Source organism: Fictibacillus aquaticus, from assembly GCF_002245695.1.
Classification (GTDB): domain Bacteria; phylum Bacillota; class Bacilli; order Bacillales; family Fictibacillaceae; genus Fictibacillus; species Fictibacillus aquaticus.
Genome location: NZ_NOII01000011.1, coordinates 117,665 through 131,453, shown reverse-complemented (window position 1 = coordinate 131,453; position 13,789 = coordinate 117,665). Strand labels below are relative to the sequence as shown.

Below are 13,789 nucleotides of genomic sequence, written 5' to 3'. Positions count from 1 at the left end.
AAAACGTCTGGAGTGTGAGAAATGGAAGCTGCAACTGAAATTATCCAGGTGCAAGGTTTGGTGAAACGATACGGCGACTTTACTGCTGTTAAGGGCAGCCGGTTTCAAGTGCATAAAGGTGAAATATTTGGTTTACTCGGACCAAACGGGGCAGGCAAAACAACAACGCTTGAAATGCTTGTAGGCTTAAGGAAGCCTGATGAAGGAACTGCCGCAATTGATGGATACGATATTACCCGCGAGATGGAAAAGGTTAAAGAAGTTATCGGCGTACAGCTGCAGTCAACGACACTGTTTGAATTATTAAAGGTAGAAGAAATCCTTCATTTGTACGCAAGTTTTTATAAAAGGAACATCCCTATTCCGCAGCTGATCGATGATATGCTGCTCACAGAAAAGAAGAATAGCAGAATAAAAGGTTTGAGCGGCGGGCAGAAGCAGCGGCTCGCGATCGCATTGGCGCTAGTCCATGATCCATCTGTTATTTTTCTCGATGAACCGACGACCGGGCTCGATCCACAGGCACGCCGGACACTATGGGACATTATCCTGAAGCTAAAGGAACGCGGCAAGACAATTGTCCTAACTACACATTACATGGATGAGGCGCACGTGCTATGTGATCGTATCGCTATCATGGATCAAGGTGAGCTCATCGCTCTTGATACACCTGGAGAGCTAGTGAAGAATCTCCAGTCAGACAGCGCAGTCGAGTTCCGTTTTGAAGGTGAAAATCCTGATATGCAGCTTCCTGAAATAGAAGGTGTAAAGCAGGTAGGAAATCAGAAGGACGTACATATTTTATATACGGATAACCTGCAGACGACTCTTACGGATCTTATTCAAAAAGCTTCAGAAAAACAGCTGAAGCTTGCCGATCTGCAGACGCGTACCGCAACGCTTGAGGACGTGTTCATCCATATGACAGGAAGGAGGCTGCGAGAAGAATGAGAGCATACTGGCAGCTGACGTTATCACAGATTCGTATTTTCCTGCGCAACCGGCAAGTGCTGTTCTGGACGCTGGCGTTTCCGATCTTTTTGATGGTTATGCTCGGTTCCTTTTTAGGAAACGGAAATGGCATTTCAATCACAATCGGAGTGGTGGACCAAGACCAGTCAGAGCAGGCAAAGAGTTTTGCTGATGAATTAAAGAAAAACGAGGCGATCTCACTAGAAAAGATGAGCGAAGAGAAAGAGGCGCTAAGACAGCTGAAAAAAGGAGATTTGCAGCTTGTCGTCGTTATCCCTCAAGGGTACGGTACACAAATTTCAGCAGCTCCGGCAGAAAAACCGTTTCAGATGCCGGTCTATTATAACGAAACAAACTTTGCGGTATCACAGGTCGGACTCCAGCTTGTAACGAATGCGGTAGACAGCATTTCTAAAGAAAAAGTGAACTACAAGCCGGTCGTTGTTACAGATGCAAAAGGTGTTGAAGCACTGAACCTGCGTTATATCGATTTCCTCGTTCCGGGAATTGTAGCCATGATGATTATGAGCAACAACATGAACGGTGTCGCTGGCCAAATCGCATCTTGGCGTGAACGGGGCATCCTGCGCCGTATGCAGGGAACAACGCTGAAAGCCTCCACATTTATTGCGGCTCAAATTACAGCACGATTCCTGCTGAACGGATTGCAGGCGCTGATCGTCCTCGGTGTAGCATGGGCTGTTTTCGGAATTGAGGTCCGCGGTTCGTGGCTCACACTGATCACGTTTGTTGCGCTCGGTACACTTGCTTTCATGGCGATCGGATTTATCATTGCAGGCATCGCCAAAACACCGGAAAGTGCAGGGCCGATAGCAGGATTCCTGTCATTCCCGATGCTTTTCTTAGGCGGAGTATTTTTCCCGATCAAAAACATGCCAGAATTTTTACAGCCTATCGTACAGATTCTGCCGATCGCGCACCTAAGCCATGCATTGCGTGAAACGATGAACGTCGGTGCATCATTTGCGAGCCTAGGGATGGAAGCGATGATCTTAGGCGGATGGCTGATCGGGGCGTTTATTGCAGCGAGCTACACCTTTAAGTGGGAATAATAAAAGATAAGGGGATACAAAAATGAATACACAAAATGTAAAGAATCACGCAAGAATGCACCCAATCTATCATTATGTGCTTTCGCTGCTCGTTATTGTCGGGCTGATTGCAAGCATCGTAAATCTCTTTCGGTCAGAAGATACCCTGTCAGCGGTAATTTTAGTCGTGATGGCACTCGCCATGGCAATCACGTTCGCCCTCGTGCGTGTTTATCCATTAAAAGCACAGGATCGTGCAATCCGTGCTGAAGAAAATCTACGGTACTACGTTTTAACAGGTAAGCTTTTTGATTCTAGGCTGACACCTGGCCAGATTGTAGCATTGCGTTTTGCACCAGATGAGGAGTTTCCAGCACTTGCTGAAAGAGCAGCGGCTGAGGGGCTTAAGTCAAAGGAAATTAAGCAGGCGATTGTGAATTGGAAGGCCGATTATTATCGTATTTAATAAAATTAGAAACTCCCAAGGCTGGAAATCAGCCTTGGGAGTTTTTTATCGTCGGTTACTAATTATCTCTGCATCATACCTGAAGCCACATCTTTATCCGTCTCTTCCATCAGATTAACCGCTTCCCGCGTTCCTTGAGTATTTTTGCTGAGTAGTTCTTGATAGGCTGTCAACGTCTGCTGAAGGCGGTTATTGATGTTGTTTAGCTCATCAACGGTTTCTAAAATATTGAGTCCGCTTATGTCCTCAGGCATCACAGGTTCCAGAGCCTGCACAGCTGACTGAAGCTGAGATAAAGCAGCCTCCACTTCGTTATACTTAATTCTTATTTCACTCATAAATAATCACTTCCTTACCTATTATCACTATTTTGCAGTTCAGCGAGCTGAAGAGCAGAAATAGATTCCTGAATAGAACGGATTTCCTCATGCAGTTGGCTTTTCTTGGTATCGATAGCACTAAAAACAGTTTGGAATTGGCTGCCTTGTATTTCTTCATAAGCTGAGAGTATCCCATTTTCACGCAGGTTATCAAACTGCTTTGCTAGTACACCTTCCCATGTCATTGCTGATAATTCAGGTTTTGTACATAAATGTTGATTTCTTTGAAAATCTGACTGGCATTCTGCAAGTTCACTTTGGCAATTATTAAGGCGAATAAGGTGTTCCTGCTTTTTTCGTAATAATGCATACAGAGATGATAGTGTATCCATTGTTTAAAATTTGCACCTCTTTCATTTCAATTGACTCATCTTTCTATGTTACAGGAGATACCAAACTGGGAAAAATGGGTATTTTTTATTAATTTCATAAATGATATATGTTGTATTCCTTAGATATTTTACTATTACCCTCTATAAATGGAAAAACAAACCTATTAATTGCGACTAATTACCGATGGGGCACTAAAGAGGCTCATAGCTTTAAATCAGATAACTATTATGTTTTCTTAAAATAAATTAGATAGCGTTAGATTTGTTTTAATATACCAATATTAATATTTATTTGTAGTAAAAAAAGAGTTCTGCATCATGTTTCTAATTGAATATTTAGTAAGAAAGACTCGGTAAATAGGAATCAAAAAAATGTTATTTCGTGTTTGATATTGAAGTATCGTGGGAATTTGTGGTAGTAATTGAGAGGGCAAGAATTGATTACCTATATTAATAGGATAGGAATAAATAGATTATTGTATTACATAACAGGAAAAATTCTGCTTATACTCAAAAGTTATCCTAGAAAAGAAATGAGAAAAAAGTAACAAGTTTCTTTAAATTTCGGGTTTCGCAATTTCCAATATAGGGCAAATATAGGTGTGGTTATCCAATTGCCTTATTAACGGCAGAACAACCGGTCATCTTGATCGTTGTTTAAATAAACATTTACAAACAAGGGAGAGAAGAAGATGTCAGGAATTATTCGCGTTACACCAGCAGAGTTAGTTGATATGTCAGGCCGTTACTCCAACGAAAGCAGCCAGGTAGGAGAGCAGATTTCCCGCCTAAATAGCATGATCAGTCAATTGGAAGGCATGTGGGAAGGGGAAGCTAGCCGTGCATTCAGTCAGCAGTACGAAGCTCTTAAGCCTTCTTTCCAGCAAATGCAGCAGCTGCTTGAGGATATCTCAACACAGCTTAACAACACTTCTAAGGCGCTTGAAGACGCTGACAACCAAATCGCAAGCCAAATCAGAGGCTAAGCTTCATTTGACAACTGACTGTATGACAAAAAGGAGCGCCGACTCTCTGAAAGTTTTAGGCGCTTCTTCCTTTTGGGGTGAATGGATATGTACATTGAAGTAACTGTTGATCTGAAAAATTATACAGGGGAAACATTCGACCTGCGCCTGTCTAACTTCAACACGGTCAAAAAAGTGGTGGATATCATCTGGCAGGCAAAATCTATTCCTGTGCCGCCTAAGGAAGGTTTTTGGGTGCGCATTCCTAACAAAAACATCGTTTTGTCAGGTAACGAAAAACTGGCAGAGAGCGGAATTACAACCGGTGACCGGTTTGAAGTTCTATGAAGGGAGTCTAAAATTAGATGGCAGAAAAGAAGCAGACTTATCTGGAGCAGCAATTAGAAGCCCGCATTCATAGAGAAAACGATACGATTGCGTTTGCTTTTCAAAAAGAGAAAATAAAGCTCGATAATAGAGTCGAGATTGACATGCTAAAGGAACTTGATTCCGGCATCCATAGAGATATTACCCTGAACGAAGATGAACTAATCATAACTGTTCGTCCAGAAGAACGTTTCCATACTTTTCGTGCACTTAAGGAAAAAGATGGCCGCAGCACATACATATTCGCACATCAGCTTGTAAAGAAAGTTAAGGCGCATTCACTTACTAGAATCCACCTCATTGTGTGCCCAGAGAATATTGTTTTTGATGAAAGTCTAACCCCCAGCTTTTTGCATTACGGTGTAAAAGAAAGCATCCCTCCCTATGAAAAAGACAAAGAAAAGCTTTGGCAGGAGCTTAAAGCAGCCACAGCTTTAGCTATAGACGGTAAATATACATTTCAAGATTACTTGAAATTTCATGAAACGCTGGACCTCTCGCCTCAGGCTAAACAGATCCTAGCATCCAAGAATGAAGATGAGCTTCTGGAATGGATCGAACAGCAAATAAAAAGTCTGGACGAAAAGGACAAGACGTTTGTGAGCATTCCGCAAAATAAGTGGAAAGTAACCCGCTATGTTGCAATTGGTTTGCTGGCTGGTTTTATTCCGGCACTGCTTTATACACTGTACTCATTATTCTTTCTTGAACCGAAGCAGGAAGCTTTTGTAAGCAGCAATGAGCATTTCCTTGGCAGCGACTACAGCGAGGTGGTAGAAGTTCTTGCTGATTACGAAGCAGATGAGATGCCGGACGTGGTGCAATATCAGCTCGCTTCGTCATACATAAAGAACGCTAAATTGACTGAAGAGCAAAAGGAACAAGTGACGAATACAGTCACACTCCAGACCGATCCGCAATATTATTCGTACTGGATTCACATTGGACGTGGAGAGGGCAAGAAAGCTCTCGATATCGCCCGTGACCTTGAAGACCGTGATTTGATCGTTTACGGCTTGCTCGAATACCGAAATGAGATAAAAGCAGATGACGAACTGTCGAGTGAGGAAAAACAAAAGCTCTTAAAAGAAGTGCAGGCTGAAATCGACGAATACGAACAAGAACAACAGGCGCTGATTGAAGAGGAAGAGCGAAAAGAAGAGGAGAAGCGCCAGGCAGAGCAGCAGCTTGAAGAGCAGCGTAAGCTTGAAGAAGAAAAGAAGACGCAGGAAGAAGCGGCAGCAGCTGAAGCTGAAAAGGATAAAACCAAGACGCCAGCACCTGCCGGCGGAAACGAATAAGGGAGGTGCCGCATGAGCACGATTTGGGTGTTTCATCAAGAAACATATCAGCAGGTACCGATCCGTATAGAGTCGTTCCGTCCGATTACACTCGGACAAGAGCTGCAGCAGACGGTTACCGTAAGGGCATTTCCTTTTACAGGCGGTCCCATGACAATTCAAAAAAGCGATACTGACGACAGTCTGGAAATTGTTCAAAACGATAAGGTAGTCGGATCTGTTTCAGAAAACTCGCCTGTTGTTATAGAAGATAGCGGTGAGAAGCTATCAATCTTCCTAACTGAAGAAATGGATTATCAAGCAACTTATTTTACAGGAAATCATAAAGAAATTTTCTTTTCATCTGACAGTGAACAGGCCCACGTTACAAAAAAAGGGCAGGCTGACAAAGGCTTTTACCTCACAAAAGCAACAGGCAAATGGATGATTACTCCTAATAGCCAGAACGTCTATGTGAACGGCAGAAAGATAGAAGAAAAAGCCATTCTGGAAACAGGCGATATTATTTTCTGGCCGTTTATGACAATCAGGCTCGTTGAGGATGATTTGCTGCAGGTGAGCAGTCTTGCAGGTTACGAAACTATACTTCCTAGAAGCGAACAGCCTAAATCCGAAATGAGCAAAAAGTATCCTGTGTACAGAAGAACGCCAAGGATGATCTATGAGCTTCCGAAGGACAAAGTAACGATGTCTTTTCCTTCTCAAGAAGGTGAAGAACAGAACCGAGGGCTTTGGCTTATTATCATGCCGCCTGTTCTTATGATTCTTGTCATGGGAATCGTGGCACTCGTTCAGCCGCGCGGGATATTCATTATCGTATCCATGGTAATGTTCGCAACAACGCTCGTCACATCATCTGTGCAGTATTTTAAGGAACGCGGAAACTTTAAACGGCGAAAAGAACGCCGCCGCAAAGTGTACACCGTCTACCTTGATAATAAAAGAAAAGAGCTGCAAGAGCTGGCTGAAAAGCAAAAGATGGTGCTTGATTACCACTTTCCATCTTTTGAACGGATGAAGTATATGACTAGAGAGATATCAGACCGCATTTGGGAGAGGTCTCCGGAAAGTCACGACTTCCTGCAGATACGGCTTGGTACAGGTACTCTGCCGTCAAGCTACACGATTAATCTGAATGCAGGAGACATGGCAAACAGAGAGATTGATGATCTTTTGGAGCAGTCACAGCGCATGGAAAAGGTTTATCGCGAGGTAGAGAATGTTTCAGTAACTGTGAACCTTTCTAGCGGCGCGATGGGACTGGTCGGGAAAGAGAACATCGTAAAGAACGAAATTCATCAGATCATCGGCCAGCTTGCTTTTTTCCACAGCTATCATGACGTCAGGTTCGTTTTTATCTTCAATGAAAAAGATTACAAGCAATGGGAATGGGCTAAATGGCTGCCGCATTTTCAGATGCCGAACGGCTACGCAAAAGGCATGATCTATAACGAAAAAAGCCGAGATCAGCTTCTTTCATCTTTTTATGAAATGCTTCGGGAACGCGATATGGAGGAAGACAAGGAAAAGCTCCGTTTTTCACCGCACATTGTGTTTATCGTAATGGATCAGGAGCTTATTGCAGAACACGTTATTCTTGAGTATCTAGAAGGAGAATACTCGCATCTAGGTATCTCAGTTATATTTGCAGCTGAGACGAAGGAAAGCCTTGCCGAGAACGTTCACACGCTTGTCCGCTATATCAACGACAAGGAAGGCGATATCCTTATACAGGAGAAAAAAGCAGTCCAGATTCCATTCCACCTTGATGAGCACTACCGTGAAAACAATGAGGATTATGCCCGCATGCTTAAGACCCTGGATCATCAGGTCGGGATGACGAACTCGATCCCTAACAGCGTATCTTTCCTCGGCATGCTGAAGGCGAAGGAAGTAGACGAGCTTCCGATCGAACAAAACTGGCTCACGCGGCAATCTTCAAAATCACTAGCCGTACCAGTCGGCTTAAAAGGAAAAGAGGATCTCGTTGAACTGAACCTTCATGAGAAGGCACACGGGCCGCACGGACTTCTTGCAGGTACAACTGGATCAGGGAAATCGGAGTTTCTACAAACATATATACTATCGCTCGCGGTGCATTTCCACCCTCATGAAGTAGCGTTCTTGCTGATTGACTACAAAGGGGGAGGCATGGCGCAGCCGTTTAAGAACATGCCTCACTTGCTTGGAACAATTACCAATATCGAAGGCAGCAAAAACTTCAGCAGCAGAGCCCTTGCATCAATTAAGAGCGAGCTGAAAAGAAGACAGCGCCTTTTTGATCAATATGAGGTAAACCATATTAACGATTACACAACGCTCTATAAGCGCGGCCAGGCGGCTGATCCGCTGCCGCATCTCTTCTTGATTTCAGATGAGTTTGCCGAATTGAAATCAGAGGAGCCTGAATTTATCCGTGAACTTGTCAGTGCGGCAAGGATAGGACGTAGCTTAGGTGTTCACTTGATACTGGCGACGCAGAAGCCAGGCGGCGTTATAGATGACCAGATTTGGAGCAACGCACGCTTCAAGGTTGCTCTTAAGGTTCAGGATGCTGCAGACAGCCGTGAGATATTAAAGAATGCAGATGCCTCATCTATTACTGTTACGGGCCGAGGTTATTTGCAGGTTGGCAACAATGAAGTGTACGAACTCTTCCAGTCTGCATGGAGCGGTGCACCATATCAGGCCGAGTCGTTTGAAGCGGAAGATGAAGTAGCACTGGTGACGGACTACGGGTTAATTCCTCTGTCTGATGTCACTGCAAACGATGGAGATAAGAAGGAAACAGAGGCTGAGATCGATGTAGTCGTTGACAAAATTGAGGAGCTGCAGCAAAAGATGGGCATACGCAAGCTAAACAGCCCGTGGCTGCCGCCGCTTGATTCGCGTCTTTCCAAAACATCAAGTGAAGATGAACGGTCGAACGAAATTTATCTTGGCATGATTGACGAGCCAGAAAAGCAGAGCCAGTCACCGTATATTTACGAACTAATGGATGACGGAAACATCGGTATTTTCGGATCATCTGGTTACGGAAAATCGCATACCGTTCTCCGCATCTTGCTCAGTATGGCAGAGAAAATGAGTCCTGAAGAGCTTCACTATTATTTGTTCGATTTTGGCAACGGAACACTGCTGCCGCTGAAACAGCTGCCGCATACCGCTGACTACTTTTTAATGGATGAGGAACACAAGATCGAGAAGTTCCTTCGTCTGTTAAAGGATGAGATCGCGCGAAGGAAACAGCTGTTCCAGCAAAAAGAAGTGAGCAGCATTAAGATGTACAATGCTATGAGCGAGGAGAAGCTGCCACTGCAGTTTATCACAATTGATAACTTTGACCTTGTAAAAGAGGAACTTCCGGATATTGAGATGCAGATGACGCAGTTTGCGCGAGACGGACAGTCACTTGGCATTTATATGATCTTCACCGCAACGAGGATTAACTCAGTCAGGCAGTCACTCATGAACAACCTGAAAACAAAGATTGTGCACTATTTAATGGATTCAACAGAGGCATATATGATCTTGGGCAGAGTGCCGTTCTCGCCTGAGCCAATCCCAGGAAGGGCGATTATTAAAAGCGAGGAAGCACATTTCTCGCAAATCTACCTGCCAGCTGAAGGTGCAGACGATTATGAGCTGCTAGAGAACATGAAGCAAAAGATTCAGGATATCAAAGTGAAGTATCAGGATGCGCAGGCTCCTAGAGCAATACCGATGCTGCCTTCAGAGCTTACAATGGTCAGCTTTACGCAATATACAGAAGGCATGCAGCAGCCGGGTGTTCTTCCAATCGGTCTTGATGAAGAGCACGTGGAACCAGTGTATGTGGACTTTGTCCGGAACAAGCACTGCCTCATTGTCGGCCAGGCGCAAAAAGGAAAGACGAATGCGCTTAAAGTGCTGCTGAACACAATTCTTCTGCAAGATACACAGCATATCGGTATGTTCGATGCAATTGACCGCGGGCTCTCAAGCTACGCAACTGAAGAGAAGGTCAGCTACCTGGAGACAAAAGAAAACATTGCAGCGTGGCTTGACGGTGTAGAAGAATTGTTTAAAGAGCGGGAGAAAGAGTACGTTCAGAGCATCCAATCCGGCACCCTTCACCAGCTATCATACTCGCAGATCTACTTCATTATTGACGGCTACTCAAGATTTACTCAGACAACAGACAGCATGCTGCAGGACCGTATGTCCCGCTTTATGAAAAATTACAGCCACCTTGGATTCAATGTGATTGTTTCAGGCAACAACAATGAAATCACAAAAGGCTTTGATGCCTTTACAACGGAAATCAAGCAGATCAGACAGGCTCTCGTGCTCATGAAAAAATCGGAGCAGACGCTGCTTACCCTTCCTTATAACAGAAAAGAAGAAGACATCCACGCTGGATTTGGGTATTTCGTTGAGAATGGAAAAGAAACGAAAATACAAATACCTCTGTGTGTTATTGAAAGGAAGATTTACACATGACAGGTCAATGGAGCTATACCATTAAAATGATTTTGGCAGCGGCGGTCATTCTTGTTTTTCCACACTTGTTTATCCAGTTTGTCGGGGATAACCCGATGGAGGTTAAGGAGACTGCTACAAGATCGATCGCCATCGTAAACGAGGATGCCGGGGCGCCTGAAGCGGAGAACTTAAAGCTCAGCGAGAAGGTGCCGGCTCTTCTCAAGGAACAATCGGACTTTAAATGGACAGTGCTTGGCCGCAGTGCCGCTGTTAACGGGCTTAAAAACAATGAGTACGATGCTGTTGTCTTTATTCCATCCGATTTTACGAACAATCTATTAACCTACGATGACCAGCAGCCGGCAAAAGCGGACTTTCAATACAAAGTCCAAAGCCAGCTGAACGCAGTAAATAAAGAGAAGGTCCTTCGTGAGCTGGATTATGCGGCAAACCGGGTCAACACGAAAATGAGCTCTTTATATTGGAACTATGTATCAGAGGATATGGACAGTGTGCGAAAAGAATTTGACCGCATACTGGAAAAAGAAATTGATTTTCAGACGGTTATGGTGAACTTTTATAAGCCTAGCTCCAAAAACCTGGCAGGAGAATTGGAACGACAGAAGAGCCTGCTTGAGGATTTAAAAGCAAGCATGCAGCAAGGTGTGGAAAGCTCGCCTGAACGAGCCAGCAGCGTAGAGCAGTTTGAACAGAATCTTGCTGCATTCGTAAAGTATGTAGAAGCATATAAAGAGTACCAGAACGCTCAGCAAGAGCTCCTCGGAGTTGCACAGCAGGAAAGTATCCTGGCTATTCAGACAGGATCGCAAAGCTACGCGCTTCAGCAGGAAGAATCCCGCCAAGTGTTTAATGAACAGGGAGACCGGTTCACTGATACGATGGCAGGCATTGAAACGCTTATGCAGGAGAACAGTGATTCTGTCACGGCTCTAAACGAGACGAGGCTTGCGCAGGTTGACAGACAGATAAAAGAAATGAAAGAGATTCAAGGACGGTATCTGGATGTCTACAGAACGCAGCAGGAGCAAGTTCAGCTTACGGCAATTGAAAACGAGATGCTGAGTTTGCGAAAGAAAGTTGAGGATTCAAGTCCTGGCGAAGAAAAGCCGCCTGGAGATCCTAAAGATCCTAAGGAACCAGCGCAGCCAGGAGAGCCTGGTGATCAAGGCGGAGATAAACCTGGATTTAGCGATGAATTGCAGAAACTTCAGGATATGAAAGCAGGTATTGACGGTGTTTTGCCTCATTTAAAGGCAGTATCCGAGCCAACTCAAGAGCTGCTGAATTCTATTACCTATCTCGAAGGTCTTACAGGTGAGGAAGGAGAAATCCAAAAGCTGATCAACAGTATTTCTGCCAAGGAAAACGATGATAAGTGGAAGCAGGAGTATGATGCCTTAAAAGCATTGTATGATGGTCTCTTTGAAGAAAACGGAAAACTTGTTGAAGAATACAATGCACTGCTCGCAGAACATACAGACTTGCTTGCTGAATTGGATTCGTTAAAAGGCTCAAGTAAAAATCTGTTTATGCAAATAAGAGGTAAAGAGAGCAGTATTCTTAATTCATCAGTGCTTTCTGAGGCACGAAAAACGATGCTTGATGCAGCATTCAGCACTCCGCTTGAAAACAAGTCTTTAGACACGATTCTTGACTATTACGGGGCTCTTGCTCAATATGAATGGACGTTAACTCGTATGAGCAATGACGATCCGGTTAAAGAAACCGTTTTAAATGATGAAATTCTAAATGGCCGTGTAACTGAAACTTTGAGTGTAAACGAAAACGAGCAGTCGCAATGGGACGGCCTTATGCAAAAGGAACTTCCCGAAACGCAGCAAGTCATGAATACACTTAACATGGACTTTTCACAGTTCACGACTGACTATAATGTGAGCCTTGAGAGCCAGCAGGCTGCCATAATGGATGACATCGGGCTGATGGAAGAAAGCGCAAATACGGTTCTTTCACAGCTCCAGGAACTGCAGTCTGAGATGAATGCTCCTGCACCGAGCCAGAATGCTGACGGAACAGCGGTCATATCCAACCAGCAGAGCATTGGACAGGAAATGATGTATATAAATGAACTAATGAATACACTTGGGGACAGACAGAACTTCGTTGTGAACTATACAGGCGAATTGCAAAAGAAAGTAACGGTCGTCCAGAGCGATGCTGATGTATTGAACGAAAAATGGGCAACAAACGTAGCATCGACTAAACTCGTCAGAGACGATGTGCATAACGTATTAGGCAACACAGTGGTCGATGGCCAGAATAATGGCTATGTGTATGACTACTTGGCGAATCCGCTGAAAATCAGCGGAGACACACCAGCTGAGAAAACAAAAACAGTGCCGCCGGTTGTCATCCTGGTTATCGTTTTGATCAGCGCGCTGCTGATCGGATTCTTCAGTCACTATTTCAGCAATCTGCCGCTGCTTGTAAAAGGTTCGCTGTTTGCTTTGCTGAACTTGATTGTCGGACTTGTAATCAGCTTGTTCGGACTTGAAATTTACTCACTGTCCGACAGCCGTGCGATACAATGGTCTATTTTCACAATACTGCTTTTAACAGCAGCATCATTATTGGTTAAAACAGCCTTTTACTTAGGCAATGCAGCCGGCTGGATCGCGAGCGTCGGACTTGTACTATTCTTTGTAAGCCCGCTTCTTGCACTGGCAGCACCGAACTTCCTGTATGAAGATCCGATGTCTGCAATTTACATGTCTATTCAATATGATGCGGATAACCAGTTTGCTCAAGGATCATTCGTCTTGATCGGCATTATTGCGGTGCTGTCGGTGATTCCATTTGCAGCTGATGCCTGGAGAAAACCAGGAAAGCCTCAGGAGTCTGATCAAGCTTATGAAGCTTATTAAACTAGTACTGGCATTCGTGCTGCTGTTTACCTTTTTGAGCAGCAAGACAGCAAGTGCAGAAAAGAATATTAACAACCTGTCCCCAAATCTTTATGAAAAAAAGGACAGGAACAACAATACGGATTTCTTTACAGATGAACCGCTGAACGAGCAAAAAACACCAATTCCTGAAGAGCAGAAAAGCCTTACTTTTAAGATGAAACCTGATGAAAAGTGGGAGAACATTAAAGGCGAGCTGTTTGCAGAGGGAAGCGGTGAAGAAAAGAGCACAGTTGCGCAAAAAGCGAAGCAGCTGCATCTTTTTTCCGGCAAAAACAGCGGACAGTTTTTAAACAGAACGGATGAAACTAAGGAAACTAGCCAGTCAGCTCTGCCAATCGTATATATAATTTTAATAGCGCTTGGAGTACTGATGATTGTACTACTAATCCTGCCAGGAATGAGGCGCAGGAATGAGGACGCTTAACGAGACAGCCGGGAACGAATTTTCGTTCCTGGCTGTTTTTTTGCGGAATGAAACTTATATCTTTCAGGCTTGTGGATAAAAATAACTATTTTTGTAATTTA

Annotated in this window: 11 protein-coding genes; 9 read left to right on the top strand and 2 right to left on the bottom strand. The window is 44.1% G+C overall.

Annotation, left to right across the window (positions count from 1 at the left end; translation table 11 throughout):
- The first annotated feature begins 21 nt into the window (after nt 1–21).
- Genes CGZ90_RS16215 through CGZ90_RS16205 form a run of 3 tightly spaced genes read left to right on the top strand, consistent with a single transcriptional unit; the run spans nt 22 to nt 2,490 of the window.
- Entirely contained in the window at nt 22–951 is a 930-nt protein-coding gene (locus tag CGZ90_RS16215; protein ID WP_094253569.1) for an ABC transporter ATP-binding protein, read from the top strand.
- Complete coding sequence (locus CGZ90_RS16210; protein ID WP_094253568.1) at nt 948–2,045, top strand: ABC transporter permease; 1,098 nt, start codon at nt 948–950, stop codon at nt 2,043–2,045. The genes CGZ90_RS16215 and CGZ90_RS16210 overlap by 4 nt, the downstream gene beginning before the upstream one ends.
- Before the next feature lie 22 nt (nt 2,046–2,067).
- Complete coding sequence (locus tag CGZ90_RS16205; RefSeq protein ID WP_094253567.1) at nt 2,068–2,490, top strand: DUF6526 family protein; 423 nt, start codon at nt 2,068–2,070, stop codon at nt 2,488–2,490.
- 62 nt (nt 2,491–2,552) lie between these two features.
- On the opposite strand, the gene CGZ90_RS16200 is transcribed toward CGZ90_RS16205, so the two are convergent.
- Nucleotides 2,553–2,828: a YwqI/YxiC family protein gene (locus CGZ90_RS16200; protein ID WP_094253566.1), complete on the bottom strand. Its 276-nt coding sequence runs from the start codon at nt 2,826–2,828 to the stop codon at nt 2,553–2,555.
- A 14-nt stretch (nt 2,829–2,842) separates the two neighbouring features.
- Nucleotides 2,843–3,202 carry a YwqH-like family protein gene (locus CGZ90_RS16195; protein ID WP_094253565.1) on the bottom strand — a complete coding sequence of 120 codons (360 nt, stop codon included), beginning with the start codon at nt 3,200–3,202 and terminating at the stop codon, nt 2,843–2,845.
- Nucleotides 3,203–3,894: 692 nt separating this feature from the next.
- Between CGZ90_RS16195 and CGZ90_RS16190 the strand changes: the two genes are divergently transcribed.
- The 6 genes from CGZ90_RS16190 (at nt 3,895) to essA (ending at nt 13,688) form a co-directional block, all read left to right on the top strand.
- Nucleotides 3,895–4,188 (top strand): WXG100 family type VII secretion target, encoded by a 294-nt coding sequence (locus CGZ90_RS16190; protein ID WP_094253564.1) that lies wholly within the window; start codon nt 3,895–3,897, stop codon nt 4,186–4,188.
- An 87-nt stretch (nt 4,189–4,275) separates the two neighbouring features.
- The gene (gene yukD / locus CGZ90_RS16185; protein WP_094253563.1) at nt 4,276–4,515 is read left to right on the top strand and encodes an ESX secretion system protein YukD; all 240 of its coding nucleotides are present in this window, start codon (nt 4,276–4,278) and stop codon (nt 4,513–4,515) included.
- A 17-nt stretch (nt 4,516–4,532) separates the two neighbouring features.
- Nucleotides 4,533–5,855 carry a type VII secretion protein EssB gene (essB, locus tag CGZ90_RS16180; protein WP_094253562.1) on the top strand — a complete coding sequence of 441 codons (1,323 nt, stop codon included), beginning with the start codon at nt 4,533–4,535 and terminating at the stop codon, nt 5,853–5,855.
- A gap of 12 nt (nt 5,856–5,867) precedes the next feature.
- Complete coding sequence (gene essC / locus CGZ90_RS16175; protein ID WP_094253561.1) at nt 5,868–10,337, top strand: type VII secretion protein EssC; 4,470 nt, start codon at nt 5,868–5,870, stop codon at nt 10,335–10,337.
- Nucleotides 10,334–13,222, top strand: a complete 2,889-nt coding sequence (gene esaA, locus CGZ90_RS16170; RefSeq protein ID WP_094253560.1) for a type VII secretion protein EsaA — start codon at nt 10,334–10,336, stop codon at nt 13,220–13,222. Before essC ends, esaA begins: the two co-directional genes overlap by 4 nt.
- Nucleotides 13,209–13,688 (top strand): type VII secretion protein EssA, encoded by a 480-nt coding sequence (gene essA / locus CGZ90_RS16165; protein WP_165766889.1) that lies wholly within the window; start codon nt 13,209–13,211, stop codon nt 13,686–13,688. Before esaA ends, essA begins: the two co-directional genes overlap by 14 nt.
- The last annotated feature ends 101 nt before the right edge of the window (nt 13,689–13,789 follow it).

Coding starts and splice junctions, on each gene's coding strand:
- CGZ90_RS16215 (WP_094253569.1), top strand. CDS start 22: ATGGAAGCTGCAACTGAAATTATCCAGGTGCAAGGTTTGGTGAAACGA.
- CGZ90_RS16210 (WP_094253568.1), top strand. CDS start 948: ATGAGAGCATACTGGCAGCTGACGTTATCACAGATTCGTATTTTCCTG.
- CGZ90_RS16205 (WP_094253567.1), top strand. CDS start 2,068: ATGAATACACAAAATGTAAAGAATCACGCAAGAATGCACCCAATCTAT.
- CGZ90_RS16200 (WP_094253566.1), bottom strand. CDS start 2,828: ATGAGTGAAATAAGAATTAAGTATAACGAAGTGGAGGCTGCTTTATCT.
- CGZ90_RS16195 (WP_094253565.1), bottom strand. CDS start 3,202: ATGGATACACTATCATCTCTGTATGCATTATTACGAAAAAAGCAGGAA.
- CGZ90_RS16190 (WP_094253564.1), top strand. CDS start 3,895: ATGTCAGGAATTATTCGCGTTACACCAGCAGAGTTAGTTGATATGTCA.
- yukD (WP_094253563.1), top strand. CDS start 4,276: ATGTACATTGAAGTAACTGTTGATCTGAAAAATTATACAGGGGAAACA.
- essB (WP_094253562.1), top strand. CDS start 4,533: ATGGCAGAAAAGAAGCAGACTTATCTGGAGCAGCAATTAGAAGCCCGC.
- essC (WP_094253561.1), top strand. CDS start 5,868: ATGAGCACGATTTGGGTGTTTCATCAAGAAACATATCAGCAGGTACCG.
- esaA (WP_094253560.1), top strand. CDS start 10,334: ATGACAGGTCAATGGAGCTATACCATTAAAATGATTTTGGCAGCGGCG.
- essA (WP_165766889.1), top strand. CDS start 13,209: ATGAAGCTTATTAAACTAGTACTGGCATTCGTGCTGCTGTTTACCTTT.